14 protein-coding genes are annotated in these 17,545 nt (G+C 70.3%); 11 read left to right on the forward strand and 3 right to left on the reverse strand.

The window, feature by feature from the left end; translation table 11 throughout:
* Positions 1–60: 60 nt before the first annotated feature.
* Together K0H49_RS01275 and K0H49_RS01280 are read left to right on the forward strand one after the other, a co-directional pair.
* Positions 61–963: a substrate-binding domain-containing protein gene (locus K0H49_RS01275; RefSeq protein WP_257624551.1), complete on the forward strand. Its 903-nt coding sequence runs from the start codon at positions 61–63 to the stop codon at positions 961–963.
* Positions 964–1,024: 61 nt separating this feature from the next.
* Positions 1,025–2,188: a Gfo/Idh/MocA family protein gene (locus K0H49_RS01280; RefSeq protein WP_219209333.1), complete on the forward strand. Its 1,164-nt coding sequence runs from the start codon at positions 1,025–1,027 to the stop codon at positions 2,186–2,188.
* A gap of 21 nt (positions 2,189–2,209) precedes the next feature.
* On the opposite strand, the gene K0H49_RS01285 is transcribed toward K0H49_RS01280, so the two are convergent.
* Entirely contained in the window at positions 2,210–4,213 is a 2,004-nt protein-coding gene (locus K0H49_RS01285; RefSeq protein WP_219209334.1) for a sensor domain-containing diguanylate cyclase, read from the reverse strand.
* A gap of 234 nt (positions 4,214–4,447) precedes the next feature.
* On the opposite strand from K0H49_RS01285, the gene K0H49_RS01290 reads away from it, so the two are divergent.
* Both K0H49_RS01290 and K0H49_RS01295 read left to right on the forward strand, forming a co-directional pair.
* Positions 4,448–5,572 carry a ligase-associated DNA damage response exonuclease gene (locus K0H49_RS01290; RefSeq protein WP_219209335.1) on the forward strand — a complete coding sequence of 375 codons (1,125 nt, stop codon included), beginning with the start codon at positions 4,448–4,450 and terminating at the stop codon, positions 5,570–5,572.
* Entirely contained in the window at positions 5,569–7,221 is a 1,653-nt protein-coding gene (locus tag K0H49_RS01295; RefSeq protein WP_219209336.1) for an ATP-dependent DNA ligase, read from the forward strand. The genes K0H49_RS01290 and K0H49_RS01295 overlap by 4 nt, the downstream gene beginning before the upstream one ends.
* Positions 7,222–7,227: 6 nt before the next feature.
* Here the strand turns inward: K0H49_RS01295 and K0H49_RS01300 are convergent, their stop codons facing one another.
* On the reverse strand, positions 7,228–8,124 hold the full coding sequence (locus tag K0H49_RS01300) for a LysR family transcriptional regulator (RefSeq protein ID WP_219209337.1): 897 nt from the start codon (positions 8,122–8,124) through the stop codon (positions 7,228–7,230).
* 140 nt (positions 8,125–8,264) lie between these two features.
* Here K0H49_RS01300 and gtdA point away from each other — a divergent pair, with 140 nt between their 5' ends.
* The 7 genes from gtdA (at position 8,265) to K0H49_RS01335 (ending at position 16,349) form a co-directional block, all read left to right on the forward strand.
* Positions 8,265–9,317 (forward strand): gentisate 1,2-dioxygenase, encoded by a 1,053-nt coding sequence (gene gtdA, locus K0H49_RS01305; protein ID WP_219209338.1) that lies wholly within the window; start codon positions 8,265–8,267, stop codon positions 9,315–9,317.
* Positions 9,318–9,376: 59 nt separating this feature from the next.
* Positions 9,377–10,081: a fumarylacetoacetate hydrolase family protein gene (locus K0H49_RS01310; RefSeq protein ID WP_219209339.1), complete on the forward strand. Its 705-nt coding sequence runs from the start codon at positions 9,377–9,379 to the stop codon at positions 10,079–10,081.
* Between the two features lie 14 nt (positions 10,082–10,095).
* A complete protein-coding gene (locus tag K0H49_RS01315; RefSeq protein ID WP_219209340.1) occupies positions 10,096–11,370 on the forward strand; it encodes a 3-hydroxybenzoate 6-monooxygenase in 1,275 nt (424 codons plus the stop codon).
* Positions 11,371–11,452: 82 nt separating this feature from the next.
* Positions 11,453–12,436: a Bug family tripartite tricarboxylate transporter substrate binding protein gene (locus tag K0H49_RS01320; RefSeq protein ID WP_219209394.1), complete on the forward strand. Its 984-nt coding sequence runs from the start codon at positions 11,453–11,455 to the stop codon at positions 12,434–12,436.
* A 28-nt stretch (positions 12,437–12,464) separates the two neighbouring features.
* Entirely contained in the window at positions 12,465–13,433 is a 969-nt protein-coding gene (locus K0H49_RS01325; protein WP_219209341.1) for a Bug family tripartite tricarboxylate transporter substrate binding protein, read from the forward strand.
* On the forward strand, positions 13,430–14,776 hold the full coding sequence (locus K0H49_RS01330) for an FAD-dependent oxidoreductase (RefSeq protein WP_219209342.1): 1,347 nt from the start codon (positions 13,430–13,432) through the stop codon (positions 14,774–14,776). Before K0H49_RS01325 ends, K0H49_RS01330 begins: the two co-directional genes overlap by 4 nt.
* 37 nt (positions 14,777–14,813) lie before the next feature.
* Positions 14,814–16,349: a cryptochrome/photolyase family protein gene (locus K0H49_RS01335; protein WP_219209343.1), complete on the forward strand. Its 1,536-nt coding sequence runs from the start codon at positions 14,814–14,816 to the stop codon at positions 16,347–16,349.
* Here the strand turns inward: K0H49_RS01335 and K0H49_RS01340 are convergent.
* On the reverse strand, positions 16,346–17,485 hold the full coding sequence (locus tag K0H49_RS01340) for a PQQ-dependent sugar dehydrogenase (RefSeq protein ID WP_219209344.1): 1,140 nt from the start codon (positions 17,483–17,485) through the stop codon (positions 16,346–16,348). The genes K0H49_RS01335 and K0H49_RS01340 overlap by 4 nt on opposite strands.
* Positions 17,486–17,545: the final 60 nt, after the last annotated feature.

A 17,545-nucleotide genomic window follows, 5' to 3' on the forward strand; every position in this document is an offset into this window, starting at 1 on the left:
TTCCAACACACGAAACGCATCGCACTCGGCGCCATCGCGGCCGCCGCCGCACTGGCCTTGATGCCCGCCATGGCCGCGGAGAAGGTCAACCTCGGCGTGTCGATCCCGGCCGCCACGCACAGCTTCATGGGCGGCATCAACTACTGGGCCAACCAGGCGAAGAAGGACCTGGAGAAGGAACACAAGGACCTGAAGATCACGATCAAGACCGCCAGCGGCGCGCCCGAACAGGCCAACCAGCTGCAGGACTTCACGACCGTGACCAAGATCAACGCGCTGGTGATCTTCCCCTTCGAGTCGGCCGCGCTGACCAAGCCGGTGGCCCAGGTCAAGGCCAAGGGCGCCTACGTGACCGTGGTCGACCGCGGCCTGACCGACACCAGCGCGCAGGACGCCTACGTGGCCGGCGACAACACCGCCTTCGGCCGCATCCCGGCCGAGTACATCGTGAAGACGCTGGGCGGCAAGGGCAATGTGGTGGCACTGCGCGGCATCGCGACCACGCTCGACAACGAACGCATGGACGCCTTCAACGCGGTGCTCAAGGCCAACCCCGACGTCAAGCTGCTCGACGCCAAGTACGCCAACTGGAACCGCGACGATGCCTTCAAGGTCACGCAGGACTACCTGACGCGCTTCAAGCAGATCGACGCCATCTGGGCCGCCGACGACGACATGGCCGTGGGCGTGTTGAAGGCCATCGAGCAGGCCAAGCGCGAAGACATCAAGATCGTGTTCGGCGGCGCGGGCGCCAAGGCCATGGTCAAGACCATCCTGGACGGCAAGGACAAGCGCATCGGCGCCGACGTGAGCTACTCGCCCAAGTTCATCTACGACGCGATCAAGCTCACGGCCGAAGCGCGCCTCAAGGGCGAGAAGCTGCCGGCCACGACGATCATTCCTTCGGTGCTGATCACCAAGGACAACGCCAAGGACTTCTACCACCCCGACTCGCCGTTCTGACGGCGGCTTTCTCCCTCTCCCCTTGGGGAGAGGGAGCCAGATACCAGAACCTCCAGGATTGATGACCGATATGCCTCTTCGCAAGCTGCGCTACGCCATGGTCGGCGGCGGCCGCGATGCCTTCATCGGCGCGGTGCACCGCCACGCCATCGCGCTGGACGGCCAGTGCGAGCTGGTGGCCGGCGCGCTGTCGTCCAACGCCGAGAAGGCGCGTGCCTCGGGCCGCGACCTGTTCCTGGCCGAGGCGCGCAACCATGGCGACTGGCAGGCGCTGCTGGCCGACGAGCTGCAGCGGCCCGCGCACGAGCGCATCGATTTCGTCGTCATCGTGACGCCCAACCATGTGCACTTCCCGGTGGCACAGGCCTTCGTGGAAGCCGGCTTCCATGTCGTGTGCGACAAGCCCCTGGTGCACACCCAGGCCGAGGCCGATGCATTGGTGCGCGCGGTCGCGCGCCAGGGCACGGTGTTCGGCGTGACCTACAACTACAGCGGCTATCCGATGGTGCGCCAGGCGCGCGCCATGGTGCGCGCCGGCGAGATCGGCGAGATCCGCAAGGTGATCGTCGAGTACAGCCAGGGCTGGCTCGCGACGGCGCTCGAGGCCGGCGGCAACAAGCAGGCCGGCTGGCGGACCGACCCCGCGAAGAGCGGGGCGGCGGGCGCCATCGGCGACATCGGCTCGCATGCCGAGAACCTGATCGCCACCGTCACCGGCCTGGAGATCGCGCAGCTGTGCGCCGACCTCGGCGCGCTGGTGCCGGGCCGTGCGCTCGACGACGACGCCAACCTGCTGCTGCGCTTCTCGAACGGCGCGCGTGGCGTGCTGGTGGCCTCGCAGATCAACACCGGCCTGGAGAACGACCTGCGTCTGCGCGTGTCGGGCACGCTGGGCACGCTCGACTGGCGGCAGGAGCAGCCCAGCGAGCTGGTGCACCACCCGGTCGACGGCCCCAAGCGCATCCTCACGCGCGGCTCGCCCTGGCTGCACGCGGCGGCGCAGCGCGCGAGCCGGCTGCCCAGCGGCCATCCCGAGGGTTTCATCGAGGCCTTCGCCAACGTCTATGCGGGCGTGGTCGCGGACCTGCGTGCGCGCCTGGAAGGCGTGGCGGCCGATCCGCTGGCGGCCGACTATCCGCGCGTGGAAGACGGCGCGCGCGGCGTGCGTTTCATCGAACGCACGGTGGCCTCGGCGGCCAGCGAGGCCAAGTGGACGGCGTGGTGAACGCCGTCGCGACGCGCTGAATCAGGCGATCTCGCCGGGCGCGGAGCGCACCGTGTCGCGCCCCGCGGCCTTGGCCGCATAGCAGGCTGCATCGGCCGCCTCGATCCAGGCATCGACCGAGGCCGTGTCCGCGTGCAGGCTGGCCACGCCCGCACTCGCACCGACGCGGAGCATGCCCTGCTCCCAGGGCAGCGCCACGGCATTGATGGCACGCCGCACATCGTCGGCAATGCGCATGGCCGTTGCATGCGGGCAGCGCTCGAGCAGCAGCGCGAACTCGTCGCCGCCCATGCGCACCGCGAGGTCGCCCGCGCGCACGCAGGAGGCAATGGCGGTCGCCACGGTCAGCAGCATCAGGTCGCCGGCCAGGTGGCCCGCGGTGTCGTTGACCGGCTTGAAGCGGTCGAGGTCGATGAACACCAGCGCAGCCGGCAGCGAGCGCGGCAGCGCGCCGACCAGGCGCTGCGCCTGCAGCGCAAAGGCCTTGCGGTTGGCCAGGCCGGTGAGCGGGTCGTGCGTGGCCGACCATTCGAGCTGCTCGCGCGCGGCCTTCTGGGCCTCGATGTCGTTGAGCGTCCAGATGGTGCCCTGCGCGCGGTCCACGTCGTCGACCGGCTTGCTGCGCAGGGCGGCCCAGAAGCGCGTGCCGTCGCAACGCAGCAACTGCCATTCGCCGGCATACGAGAGTCCGGCCCGGAAGGCGGCCTGCTCGTGCGCGGCAAAGGCCGCAAAGTCTTCGTCGGAGCCGAACAGCGCACGCACCGTGCGGGCCAGATGGTCCTCCTGGGTGCCTGCCATCAGCCGGCAGAACTCCGCGTTGACGAGTTCGAATTTCGAGCCCTGCACGAAGGCGATGCCCATCGGTGCCGCGCCCATCACCGAGCCCAGCCGGCCCAGCACCTCGGCGTTCTGTTCTTCCAGCGTGGCGCGCTCGATGCCCACGCGCCGCAGCACCCGGCTCAGGCTGCCGATCTCGCCCGAGGCCACGGGCCAGCCGGCCTGCGGCTGCAGCAGGCCGTCGAACAGATGCTGGGCGCGATGTTCGAGCAAGGTCAGCGGCCGCAGCAGCCGCCAGAGAAACAGCAGCATGGCAGCCGACAGCAAGGCGATCAGCGCGATCGCGCCGATCAGCGCATCCTTGCGCGCATCGCGCAAGGGCGCCAGCAGCTCCGCTTCTGCGCGTGTGCGCCAGACCATCCAGTCGGGCCCGGGCACGCCCGCGGCACTCACCACTTCGCCAGTTTGCGGCAACACCAGCCCCTGGGGTTCGACCGGCGAACCGTGGGCCACCCAGGCGGCAAAGGCCTGGCTCAGCCGCGCATCGTCCGACAGCAGCGTCATGATCCGGCGGCGGTCGGGATGCGCCAGCACGCGGCCGTGCTCGTCGGTCACCACCACGATCGCCGAGGCCTCGTTGCCTTGTGCATCGACCAGGCCGTCGAGCAGGTCGCGGCCGCTCAGGCGCAAGGAGCCGCCAAGCACCGCGTAGACGCCCTCGGCACTGCGTGCCGGCTGCGTCAGCACGATCACAGGCTCGCCGCTGACCTTGCTGGGCAGCGGCTCCGACACCATGGACCGGCCCTCTTGCAAGGTGCGACGGAAGTAGTCGCGGTCGGCCAGGTCGATGCGCGGGCGGCTGATGCCGGTCTCGTCCGCGTAGATTCGCATCTCGCCTGCTGCCGTGGCCACGAAGAGGTTGCTGTACATGTTGCGCAGCACCGGCTGGCCCTCGAAGAAGCGCGCGATGGCCGTGTCGTCGGCCAGCGTCGCGGGATCCAGCCGGAAGGCCACCGCCTGCAGCGCGCGCTGCAGCCCGACCACGCGGCGCGACAGCAGGGCCGCGGTGCGCGCGGCCTCGCTGATCTCGCGCTGGCGCTCCGCCCGCAGCGTGTCCTGCTCGGCGCGGGTGATCAGCAGCACCGCGATCAGCCCGATGCCCAGCACCAGCGCCGCGATGCCGCCGATGGTGATGCGCAGCTTGAGCGACCCCAGCGCCCAACGCAGGCGCTTCAGTCGAGGGCTCACGATGATTTCAGGCATGGCGGGTGAACATCACGGCAGGGCAAGGACAAGCGCTTTCGGAGGGGGGCGAGCGTCTTCGTTGCGGACGCAATCCCGCCCATTGTGGGGGCTGGGTGGACGCACGGGCGAACCGGAGTGTGGCAGGCGTCGCGCGATCCGTGCGTAGGTTCCTGCCCACAGCGTTTCGCGGTGCCGCGTCGGCGGCGTCCGTCGACGGGCGGCCTACGATTGCAGCCCATGGATTCGCCGTCTTCCGCCTCCTCCGCCCCGCGCGCCGACGACCTGGTGATCGCGCGGCCCGAGGGCCTCTATTGCCCGCCCGGCGACTTCTACATCGACCCCTGGCGGCCCGTGGACCGGGCCGTCATCACGCATGCGCATTCGGACCATGCGCGCGTCGGCCATGGCCATTACCTTGCACACACCGACAGTGAGGGCACGCTGCGCACGCGGCTCGGCGCCGACATCCCGCTGCAGACGCTGCCCTACGGCCAGGCGATCGAACACCTTGGCGTGCGCATCTCGCTGCACCCGGCCGGCCATGTGCTGGGCTCGGCGCAGGTGCGGCTCGAACACGGCGGCCGCGTGTGGGTGGCCTCGGGCGACTACAAGACCGAGCCCGACGGCACCTGCACGCCCTTCGAGCCCGTGCCCTGCGACACCTTCATCACCGAGTCGACCTTCGGCCTGCCGATCTACCGCTGGCCCACGCAGGCGGTGCTGTTCGCGGAAATCAACGACTGGTGGCGCCGCAATGCCGACGAGGGGCGCGCCTCGGTGCTCTTCTGCTATGCCTTCGGCAAGGCGCAGCGCATCCTGCACGGCGTCGATGCGGGCATCGGGCCGATCGTGGTGCACGGCGCCGTCGAGCCGCTGAATGCGGTGTACCGCGCGGCCGGCGTGGCGCTGCCGCCCACGCTGCGCGTGAGCGACCCCGGCGTCGATGCGCAGCTGCTCAAGCGTGCGCTGGTGCTGGCGCCACCTTCGGCCCAGGGCACGCCCTGGATGCGGCGCTTCGGCAGCTATGTCGATGCCTTCGCCAGCGGCTGGATGCAGCTGCGCGGCACGCGCCGGCGCCGTGGTGTGGACCGCGGCTTCGTGATGAGCGACCACGCCGACTGGCCCGGGCTGCAGCGCGCGATCGCGGGCACCGGCGCCGAGCGCGTGTTCGTCACCCATGGCAGCGTGGCGGTGCTGGTGCGCTGGCTCACGGAGAACGGGCTGGAGGCGCAGGGCTTCCAGACGGCGTATGGGGAGGAGGATGGCGAGGAGGCGCCGGCTGCTTCGACGGTGGTGCGCGATGGGGAGGCCGCGAGCCCCCATCCCGGCCTTCCCCCACAGGGGGAAGGAGCAACGGCATGAAGGCCTTCGCCGCGCTGTACCGCGAGCTTGACGCCACCACCTCGAGCCTGGCCAAGCAGGCCGCGTTGCAGCGCTACCTGCGCACGGCCGCGGCCGAGGACAGCGCCTGGGCCGTCTATTTCCTGGCCGGCGGCAAGCCGCGCCAGCTGGTGCCGACCAAGCTGCTGCGCCTGCTCGCGCAGGAGGCCGCGGGCCTGCCCGAGTGGCTGTTCGACGAAAGCTATGAAGCGGTGGGCGACCTGGCCGAGACCATTGCGCTGTTGCTGCCGCCGCCCACCGAGACGCACGAACTCGGCCTCGCAGCCTGGATCACGCAGCGCCTGCTGCCGCTGCGCAAGCTGCCGCCCGAGGCGCTCACGGCCGCGCTGCGCGCGCAGTGGCCGCAGCTCGCGCTCGAGGAGCGGCTGGTGTACTTCAAGCTCATCACGGGCAGCTTCCGCGTGGGCGTGTCGCGGCTGCAGGTCACGCAGGCGCTGGCGGCGGTGGGCGCGCTCGACCCCAAGCGCGTCGCGCAGCGGCTCATGGGCTACACCCACATCGGCGGCCTGCCGAGCGCGGCCGACTATGCGGGGTTGATCGCCCCGGAGAACGACAGCGAACTCAACCAGAAGACCAGCGGCCAGCCCTATCCCTTCTTTCTCGCGCACCCCTTCAACCTGCCGCTGGAACAGTTCGATGCGGTCCTCGGCCCGCCCTCGGACTGGATCGTCGAATGGAAGTGGGACGGCATCCGCGCGCAGCTGGTCAAGCGCGCGGGCGTGGTGTCGCTGTGGTCGCGCGGCGAGGAACTGGTGACCGACCGCTTTCCCGAGCTGGCGCTGATGGGCGAGGCGCTGCCCGACGGCACGGTGCTCGACGGCGAGATCGTGGTGTGGCGCGAAGACCAGGTACAGCCCTTCGCCGAGCTGCAGCGCCGCATCGGCCGCAAGACGCTGGGGCCCAAGCTGCTGCGCGAGATCCCGGTGGTTCTGCTGGGCTACGACCTGCTCGAATGGGAAGGCCGTGACCTGCGCATGCAGCCGCAGCAGGAACGCCGCCAGCGGCTCGATGCGCTGATCGCGCAAGTGCGGCACCCGCAACTCATCGCGAGCCCGATGCTCGAAGGCGCCGATTGGGCCGACCTGGCGCGCCAGCGCGAGGCCGCGCGCGCGATGGGCGTCGAGGGGATGATGCTCAAGCAGCGCCACGCGCACTACGGCGTGGGCCGCACCAAGGACGTGGGCACCTGGTGGAAGTGGAAGATCGACCCGTTGAGCATCGACGCGGTGCTGATCTACGCGCAGCGCGGCCATGGCCGCCGCGCCAGCCTCTACAGCGACTACACCTTCGCGGTCTGGGACGGCTCCCCCGAACATGCCGAGCGCAAGCTGGTGCCCTTCGCCAAGGCCTATTCGGGCCTCACCGATGCCGAGATGGGCCGCGTCGACGCGGTGATCCGCAAGACCACCATCGAGAGCTTCGGCCCGGTGCGCAGCGTCAAGCCGACGCTGGTGTTCGAGCTGGGCTTCGAGGGCATCGCCCGCAGCCCGCGCCACAAGAGCGGCATCGCGGTGCGCTTTCCGCGCATGCTGCGCTGGCGCGAGGACAAGCCGGTGGACGAGGCCGATACGCTGGAAACACTCGAGGCGCTGCTGCCCGCGCAGCGCTGAAGCCGTCTAACCACCCCCGAACAGCTGCGCCACCGTGCGCCGCAGCCAGGCATTGCCTGCCTCCGCATGGAAGCGCTCGTGCCAGTGCTGCTTGACGGCATAGGAGGGCAGGGCGAAGGGCAGCTCCATCAATCGCACCGGCTCCTGCGTGGCCAGCACCTCGCCCAGCACGCGCGGCACGATCACCACCAGCTCGGTGTGGGCCACGATGCGCGCCACGCTCAGGAAGCTCGACAGCCGCGCCACCACGTTGCGTTGCACGCCGAGGCGCGCCAGCGTGGTGTCGACGATCGCATGGCCGGTGCCGGACGACGAGATCACCGCATGGGCCTCGGCCTCGAAGCGCTTCTTCGTGAGCCGCGCGCCGACGCGCGGATGGTTCCGCGCCACCAGCGCCACGAAGTTCTGCATGAACAGCGTCTGCTGGTAGAAGCCCGCATCGAGCTGCGGCATGAAGCCGACCGCCAGGTCGACCTCGCCGTCCTCGAGCCGGCGGCCGCTGGCGGTGGAGATGATCTCGGTCTCCAGGTGCACGCCCGGTGCCACGCGCCGCAGGTGGTCGAGCAGGCCGGGCAGCAGCACCACCTCGCTGATGTCGGTCATGCAGATGCGGAAGTTGCGCCGGGCCTGCGCCGGGTCGAAGGCGCTGCGGCTGCCGCGCGCGGCTTCCAGCTGGGCCAGCGCCTCGCGCAGGTGCGGATGGATGCGTTCGGCATGCGGGGTCGGCTGCATGCCGCGCGCCGTGCGGGTGAACAGCCGATCGTCGAAGTGCTCGCGCAGCTTGTTGAGCATGGTGCTGGCGGCCGCCTGCGCCAGCCCCAGGTGCTCGGCGGCCTTCGACACGCTGCCGGTCTTGTAGACCGCGTCGAACACGGCGAGCCAGTCGAGATCGAGTTTGGACATGCGGGCAGCTCCTGAAGGCGAAGACTGCATTATCGAAAAACGAAATACCAGGTATCTGCTGGCGGGCTTGAAGCCATAGTGGGGGAGGCGAACAATGGCGGACCCGGCATCGCAGCCGGACCGACCCAAGAGACAAGCCCATGAACGACGCCTCGACTGCCGACGAACGCCGCGCCTACTACGAGCGCATCCAGCCCCTGCACCTCACGCCGCTGTGGGAGTCGCTGCATGCGCTGGTGCCGCGCGAGCCGCAGACGCCCTGCGTGCCGGCGCTCTGGCGCTACGACGCGATCCGGCCGCTGCTGATGGCATCGGCCGATCTCATCACCGCCGACGAAGCCGTGCGCCGCGTGCTGGTGCTGGAGAACCCGGCCATTCCGGGGCGCTCGTCGATCACGCAGTCGCTCTACGCGGGCCTGCAGCTGATCATGCCCGGCGAGGTCGCGCCCTCGCACCGCCATGTGCAGTCGGCGCTGCGCTTCATCGTCGACGGCAGGGGGGCCTACACCACGGTGGGTGGCGAACGCACCACCATGCACCCGGGCGACTTCATCATCACGCCTTCGTGGGCCTGGCACGACCACGGCAACGAGGGCATCGAGGGCGTGAGCGAACCGGTGGTGTGGCTCGACGGCCTCGACATCCCGATGGTGCGTTTCTTCGATGCCGGCTTCGCCGAGAACGACGACGCCAAGGTGCAGCACGTGGCGCGGCCCGAGGGCCACAGCCTGGCGCGCTTCGGCCACAACATGGTGCCGGTGCGGCACGACCACAGCTCGGCCACCTCGCCGATCTTCAACTATCCCTACGCCCGCAGCCGCGAGGCCCTGGCGCAGCTGCAGAAGCAGGAGGCGCCCGACGCCTGGCTGGGCCACAAGCTGCGCTACATCAACCCGCTGACCGGCGGCGCGCCGATGCCGACCATCGCGACGAACCTGCAACTGCTGCCGCGCGGCTTCGCGGGCAAGGCGCACCGCGCCACCGACGGCGCGGTCTACAGCGTGGTCGAAGGCCGCGGCACGGCCGAGATCGCGGGCCAGCGCTTCGACTTCGGCCCGCGCGACACCTTCGTCGTGCCCTCGTGGGCGCCGCTGAAGCTCACGGCCGCCGACGAAGTGGTGCTGTTCAGTTTTTCCGACCGCCCGGTCCAGCAGGCCATGGGCGTGCTGCGGGAAGCCTTCCTCCAAGACTGAGCGCTTCAGGTCTCGATCCTTTCATCTTTCATGCGCCGCCGCGTGCGGCAGGAGCCCTCATGTCCTTTGCCTTCACCCCACCCGCGACCGTCGGCCTGCCCATCGTCGGCAGCGACGATCGATTCCCCGTGCGCCGGGTCTACTGCGTCGGCCGCAACTACGCGGCCCACGCGCGCGAGATGGGCTTCGACCCCGACCGCGAGCCGCCCTTCTTCTTCTGCAAGCCCAACGACGACGCCTCGGTGGTGCCGGTGGCCGAGGGAACGACGGCCACGCTGCCCTACCCGCCGCTGACGAAGAACTACCACTACGAGGCCGAGCTGGTGGTGGCCATCGGCAAGGGCGGGCGCGACATCGCGCAGGCCGATGCGGCATCGCATGTGTTCGGCTATGCCGTGGGCCTGGACATGACGCGCCGCGACCTGCAGATCGCCGCGCGCGAAAAGGGCCGGCCCTGGGAAGTGGGCAAGGCCTTCGATTTCTCCGCGCCCATCGCGCCCATCGTGCGCCGTGACGCGGCGCCTGACGTGCAGCGCGCGGGCATCGTGCTCGAGGTCGACGGCGCCGTGCGCCAGCAGGCCACCATCGCGCACCTGATCTGGTCGATCGACGAGGTCATCGCGAACCTGTCCTCGCTGTTCACCCTGCAGCCCGGCGACCTGATCTTCACCGGTACGCCCGAGGGCGTGGGCGCGGTGCAGCCCGGCCAGACCATGGCCGTGCGCATCGACGGGCTGCCCTCGCTGTCGGTGCGTATCGACTGAGCCGGAGCGACGCGATGAATCCCACCACGCGCACTCCGAAGAGCGCGCCCCGCGTGCTGCTGATCGGCGGCGGCATCGGCGGCATGGCGGCAGCCTTGGCGCTGGCGCGGCAGGGCCTCGCGGTCGAGCTGCTGGAGCAGAGCCACGCCATCGGCGAGATCGGCGCCGGCCTGCAGCTGGGCCCCAACGCCTTTGCCGCGCTCGACGCGCTGGGCGTGGGCGAGGCGGTGCGTGCGGGCGCGGTCTTCACCGACCGGCTGGTGATGATGGACGCGGTCGATTGCCGCGAGGTCGCATCGGTGCCCGTGGGCGAGGCCTTCCGCGCGCGCTTCGGCAACCCCTATGCGGTGAGCCACCGCGCCGACCTGCACGGCGCGCTGTATGCCGAAGTGCAGCGGCAGCCGCTGATCCGCGTGCACACGGGCATGCAGGTCGAGGTGCTGGAACTTGGCGGCGCGCAGGTGCGGGCCGTCGCGCACGATGGCCGGATCTTCACGGCCGATGCGGTGGTCGGTTGCGACGGCGTGAAGTCGGTGGTGCGCGAGAAACTGGTCGGCGACGCACCACGCGTGTCGGGCCATGTGGTGTACCGCGCGGTGGTGCCGGCCGAGGACATGCCGGCCGACCTGCGTTGGAACGCGCCGGTGGTCTGGGCCGGACCCGACTGCCACCTGGTGCACTACCCGCTGCGCCATGGCGAGCAGTACAACCTGGTCGTGACCTTCCACAGCCGCGACAAGGAAGTCTGGGGCGTGAGCGACGGCAGCAAGGCCGAAGTGCTGTCGTACTTTGACGGCGTGCACGCACGGCCGCGCCAGTTGCTTGACCGCCCGACCTCCTGGCGCCGCTGGAGCACGGCCGACCGCGAGCCGATCGCCAACTGGAGCGCGGGCCACGCCACGCTGCTGGGCGACGCGGCGCATCCGATGATGCAGTACCTGGCGCAGGGCGCCTGCATGGCGCTCGAGGACGCGGTCACGCTCGGCGCGGCCGTGCAGGCCTGCCGTGCGGCGGATGGCGGCGATGACCTGCCGGCGGCCTTCCGCCTCTATGCCTCGGCCCGTGTGGCGCGCACCGCGCGCGTGGTGCTGTCGGTGCGCGAGATGGGGCGGCTCTACCATGCCAAGGGCGTGGAGCGCGCGGTGCGCAACAGCCTGTGGGTCGGCCGCCCGCCCGAGCGCTTCTACGATGCGGTCGAATGGCTCTATGCCTGGCGGCCGGATCGGTGCCTGGACGAGGCCGACGCGGCGCTGCGGCCCGAACGCCGGCGACATCCGGCCGACGCCTGAAGGCGCGATGATCGGTATTGCGCAAAGAGAAGAAGACCTTCCATCGCAGATCCATCCACCAGGAGACTTCCCCATGCCTTCGATGCCCCCTCTGTTCGCCTCGGCCGCTGTCGCACTGCTGCTGGCGCTGAACACCGGCGCCCACGCGCAGACCGCCGCCGCCGACTTTCCGAGCAAGCCTGTGACGCTGGTCACGCCCTTCGCGGCGGGCAGCGGCCCCGACGCGGTGCTGCGCCTGGTCTCCGAGAAGCTCTCGCGGCTCTGGGGCCAGCGCGTGGTGGTCGACAACAAGCCGGGCGGCGGCGGCTTCATCGCGATCGACCAGGCCAGGCGCGCCGCGCCCGACGGCTACACGCTGCTGCAGCTCGACAGCGAGCACATCGCCGCGCTGCCGCACCTCTACAAGTCGCGCAATTTCGTCACGCTGCAGCATTTCGACCCGGTCGCCTCGCTGTTTCGAACGCCGTTCTTCGTGGCCGTGGGCACCGATTCCAAGTGGAAGAACATGAGCGACCTGATCGCCGATGCCAAGGCGCATCCGGGCGAGATCAGCTATGGCTCCTGGGGCGTGGGCAGCCCGGGCCACCTGGGCGGCCAGCAGCTCGATGCACTGGCCGGCACGCGCATGCAGCACGTGCCCTACCGCGAGGTCTCGCAGCTGTTCGCCAACGTGGGCGCGGGCGACGTGCCGTGGAGTTTCGCGAGCATTCCGTCGAGCCAGGGCATCTACAAGGCCGGCAAGCTGCGCTACCTGGCGATCGCCGCGCCCAGGCGGATTCCGCAGATGCCCGACGTGCCGACCATGGCCGAGGCGGGCGGCCCGCCCTCGCTGGAGGTCAATTCTTTCGTCTCGCTGCTCGCACCCAGGGGCGTGCCGGCCGCGGTCAAGGCGAAAATCAATGCCGATGTCGCCAAGGTCATCGCCGACCCCGAGATCCGTGCCCGCTTCGACACCTTCGCCTTCGAGCCCCTGGCCTGGTCGCCCGAGGAAATCGTGCGCAACGCCGAGGCGAAGTCGAAGGTCTATGGTGAACTGGTCCGCATCGGCAACATCAGCCTCGAGTAACGCCTTTTTGCTTCTGAAAGAGAAAAACATGCGCCGTTCCCTTCTTGTCCTCGCACTGGCGGCCGCCTCCGCCGCCGCCGTGCCCTTCGCCGCCGCGGCCGAAGGTGCCTGGCCGACCCGGCCGATCCGCCTGGTCGTCGGCTTCCCCGGCGGCTCGACGCCCGACATCGCCGCCCGCACCATCGCCGAGCCGCTGTCGCGCGCGCTGGGCCAGCCGGTGGTGGTCGACAACCGCGCCGGTGCCTCGGGCAACATCGCGGCCGACCAGGTGGCCAAGGCCACCGACGACCACACGCTGGGCATCGTCATCAACGGCAACCTCACGTCGTCGAAGATGCTGTACCCCAAGCTGCCCTACGACCCGGCCAAGGACTTCACCTACCTGTCGCTGATCGCCACCGCGCCGCTGGTGGTGGTCGCGCCCAACAACCTGCCTTCCGGCGCCGCCTTCTTCGAGGCCGCACGCAAGGCCGGCGACACCTGGAACTACGGCTCGGTCGGTACCGGTTCGGTGGCGCACCTGGGCATGGAACTGCTCAAGAGCCGCGTGCCCGGCTTCAACCCGGTGCACGTGCCCTACCAGGGCAATCCGCAGGTCGTGACGGCCATGATGGGTGGCCAGGTGCAGATGGCGCTGATCCCGCCGGGCGTGGCCATGCCGCAGATCCGCGGCGGCAAGCTGCAGGCCATCGGCATCACCAGCGGCCGCAGCCCGCTGGTGCCCGAACTGGCGCCGCTGGCCGATGCCGGCGTGAAGGACTTCAACCTCGAGGTGTGGGTCGCGCTGCTGGGCCCGGCCAACCTCTCGAAGGCCGCGCAGGAGCGCATCTCGAAGGAAGTGGCCGTGATCATGAAGTCGCCCGAAGTGCGCCAGAAGCTCTTCGAACAGGGCTGGCAGGCCGTGGGCACCTCGCCCGAAGGCATGCGCTTGCGCGTGGACGAAGAGGCCAAGATCATGAGCCGGATCATTCAAACGCGAGGGATCAAGCTGCAATGACCCAGACCCTGAACGAACCCGCGCGCAGCCTGCCGGTCTACGGTGAATACGACGTGGTCGTGGTCGGCGGCGGGCCGGCCGGCCTGGCGGCGGCGGTGAGCGCGGCGCGCCATGGTGCGCGCACGCTGCTGGTCGAGCGCTACGGCTTCCTGGGCGGCATGGGCACGGCCGGCGGCGTGACCAACTTCGCCGGTCTCTACGGCAAGCGCCAGGGCGAGATGACGCAGCTGGTGCACGGCGTGGCCGACGACCTGCTCGCGCGCATCGATGCGCTGGGCGGCCTCAACAAGCCGCAGGACGGCATGCAGGGCCGCATCCGCGTGCGTTCCTACGACACCTCGGCCTACAAGTGCGCCGCCGACCAGATGATGGTCGACGCCGGCGTCGAACTGCTGTTCCATGCCTATGCGGCCGCGGTGCTGAAGGATGGCGCGCGCATCGCCGCGCTGGTGGTCGAGACCAAGTCGGGCCGCCAGGCGATCCGCGCCAACGCCTTCATCGACGGCAGCGGCGATGCCGATGTGGCGGCCTTCGCGGGCGTGCCCTTCGAGGTCGGCGACGGCCACGGCAGCGGCCTGTTCCCGACCACCATGTTCCGTGTCGGCCAGGTCGATGCGCCGCGCGCACTGGCCGCGGTGGGCGAGTTCAAGGCCATCAACGACCTGATGAACGCGGTGCGCGAGCGCAGCCCCGAGGCCTACCGCTTCCCGCGCGACGGCGCGATCCTGCGGCCCAACATCGACCCGCGCGAATGGCGCGCCAACGTCACGCAGATCCGCAATGCCCAGGGCAAGGCGATGAACGGCGTCGACGCGCGCGAGCTCAGCGACGGCGAGCTCGAGGGCCGGCGCCAGATCGCCGAGTACTTCCGATTCCTGCGCGCCGAGGTGCCGGGCTTCGAGCAGTCGGCCATCGTCGAGATCGCGCCCCAGGTGGGCCTGCGCGAGACGCGCCGCATCGAGGGCGAGTACGCGCTGAGCGGCGAGGACATCCTGTCGTCCGCGAAGTTCGACGACGTGATCGGCCTCAACGGCTGGCCGATGGAGATGCACGCCGACGGCCGCATCGAATGGGCTTTCCCGCGCGACGAGGCCAACACCTTCAACCACCTGCCGTGGCGCATGCTGGTGCCCCGGGCGGTCGACAACCTGCTGGTGGCCGGCCGCTGCGCCGCCATGACGCACGAAGGCCAGTCGGCCGCACGTGCGAGCGGCGGCTGCTTCGTGATGGGCCAGGCGGCCGGCACGGCAGCGGCCACGCTGGGTGCGGGTCGGTTCGCGCAGGTCGACGTGGCGGCGCTGCAGAAGCGGCTGATCGCGGACGGGGCGGACCTGGACCGATAGGCGCACCTGCGGGTCGCCCCGCGCGGACAATCCACCGATGCGCAATCTGGTGGTGGTCCTGGGCGACCAGCTGAGTCTTTCGAGCGTGGCCTTCGAAGGCTTCGACGCCGCGCGCGACCGCGTCTGGATGGCCGAGGTGCCCGAAGAGTCCGAACACGTGCCGAGCACCAAGATGCGCACGGCGCTGTTCCTTTCGGCGATGCGCCATTTCGCCGACGCGCTCGCGGCCCGCGGCCTGCCCCTCGACTACCTGCGGCTGGGCGCGCACCCCTTCGCCTCGATCGAGGAAGCCCTGGCCCGGACGCTGGCGCGCGAACGCCCCGAAGCGCTCGTGATGGTCGATGCCGGCGAATGGCGCCTGGAACAGGCGATCGCGCGCACCTGCCAGGCGGCGGGCGTGCGGCTCCTGCAGCGCGACGACCTGCACTTCATGGCCTCGCGCGCCGACTTCGCCGACCATGCGCGGGGCAAGCCGCGGCTGGTGATGGAGGCCTTCTACCGGCAGATGCGGACCCGGTACCGGGTGCTGCTGGACGCGCAAGGCGGGCCCGAAGGCGGGCAGTGGAACTTCGACGCCGACAACCGCGGCGCCTTCGGCCGCGCCGGGCCGGGCCTGCTGCCACCGCCGCCGTCCTTCGCCCCCGATGCGATCACGCGCGAGGTGCTGGCCGACGTGGAGACGCACTTCGGCGACCACTACGGCAGTGCCGAGGCCTTCGACTGGCCGGTGACGCGCGCGCAGGCCCTGGTTGCGCTGGCCGACTTCATGACCTGGCGACTGCAGGACTTCGGGCGGGTGCAGGACGCGATGTGGACGGACGAGCCTTTCCTCTATCACAGCCTGTTGTCCTCGTCGCTCAACCTGAAGCTGCTCGACCCGCGCGAAGTCATCGATGCGGCCGTTGCGCAGTGGCGGGCCGGTGCGGTGGGGATCGAAGCGGTCGAGGGCTTCGTGCGGCAGATCCTGGGCTGGCGCGAGTTCATGCGCGGCGTGTACTGGTGGCGCATGCCCGCGCTGGCCGAGGCCAACGCGCTGCAGCACCACGAAGACCTGCCGGCCTGGTACTGGTCGGGCCAGGTGCAGATGAACTGCATGCGGCAGGCCATCGGCCAGACCTTGCGCACCGGCTATGCGCACCACATCCAGCGGTTGATGGTCACCGGCAACTTCGCGCTCACCTTCGGCGTCGCGCCGGCGCAGGTGCACGCGTGGTACCTGTCGGTGTACGTCGATGCGGTGGAGTGGGTCGAGCTGCCGAACACCGTGGGCATGTCGCTGTTCGCCGATGGCGCGCGCTTCGTGACCAAGCCCTATGCCGCGGGCGGGGCCTACATCCGGCGCATGAGCAACTACTGCGATGGCTGCCGCTACGCGCCCGGCACGCGCAGCGGCGAGGGTGCCTGCCCGATGACCGTGATGTACTGGGATTTCGTGGCGCGCCACGAACGCCTGCTCGAGAACAACCCGCGCACGGTGATGATGGTGCGCAACCTCCGGCGCATCGATGCCGCCGAGCTGAGCGCGATCCGGCAGACGGCCACCCGGATGCGCGCGCGGCCGGACCTGCTCTAGCGCGGCAGCACCCGCAACACGCGCCCGCTCTGGCTGTCGGTCAGCAGGTACAGCGAGCCGTCGGGGCCCGCGCGCACGTCGCGCAGGCGCTCGCCGAGTTCGGTGAAGAGTATCTCCTGCGTGCCGGGCTGGCCCTTGTCCATCGGCACGCGGCGCACGCTCTTCTCCTTCAACGCGGCCACGAACAGGCTGCCGCGCCAGGCGGGGAACAGCGTGCCGTCGTAGTGGGCCATGCCCGCGGGCGCGATGGAGGGCGTCCATTCCGCCAGCGGCGGCGTGATGCCCGGATAGCTTCGGTACGGCGTGATGCGCGCGCCGGTGTAGTCGACGCCGCCGGTGGTGATCGGCCAGCCGTAGTTGGCGCCACGCGCGATGCGGTTGAGCTCGTCGCCGCCCTTCGATCCATGTTCGTGCGCGTACAGCCGGTTCTGGCCCGGCAGGCTCACCATGCCCTGCGGATTGCGGTGGCCGAGGCTGTAGATCTCGGGCAGCGCACCGGCGTGTCCGACGAAGGGGTTGTCGGCCGGCACGCTGCCGTCGCGGCCGATGCGCAGGATCTTGCCCAGGTGCGTGTGCAGGCGCTGCGCGTCGGTGCGTTCGAGGTTGCCATCGCCCATGCCGACCACCAGCGTGCCGTCGTCGAGCAGCGCCATCCGGCCGCCGAAGTGCTGGCTGTGCGCCTTGGCCGGGCGCGTGGTGAAGATCGGCGTCACCTCGCGCAACCGTGCGCCATCGAGCCGGGCGCGCACCACGCGCAGGTGGTTGGCCGATGCCGTGCCGTGCGCGAACGAGAGATAGACCCATCCGTTCTGCGCGAAGCCCGGGTCGACCAGCACATCGAACAGCCCGGCCTGGCCGCTCGCATGGATCGGCGGCAGGCCCGCGACCGCTTCGGCGCGCAGCACATGGCGCCCCTCGGGCGTGCGGTCGAGGAGGCGCAGGCGGCCGGGCCGCTCGGTCACCAGCAGCCGGCCATCGGGCAGCGCCGCCAGGGCCCAGGGATGCACCAGGCCGTCGGCCACGGTCTCGATGCGGTAGGGCACGCCGGGCGCCGCGGCCTGCGATGGCGCGGGGGCCGCCAGCAGGCCGGCCCACAGCAGCCAGGCGACCCGTGTCCCTGAGGATCGGACTTGCATGCGCCGTGCGCCATGATGGGGGCCTCGTTTCATGTGCCCAGTATCGAACAGCCTGCCTGC

Source organism: Variovorax boronicumulans, assembly GCF_019352895.1.
GTDB classification, from domain to species: domain Bacteria; phylum Pseudomonadota; class Gammaproteobacteria; order Burkholderiales; family Burkholderiaceae_C; genus Variovorax; species Variovorax boronicumulans_A.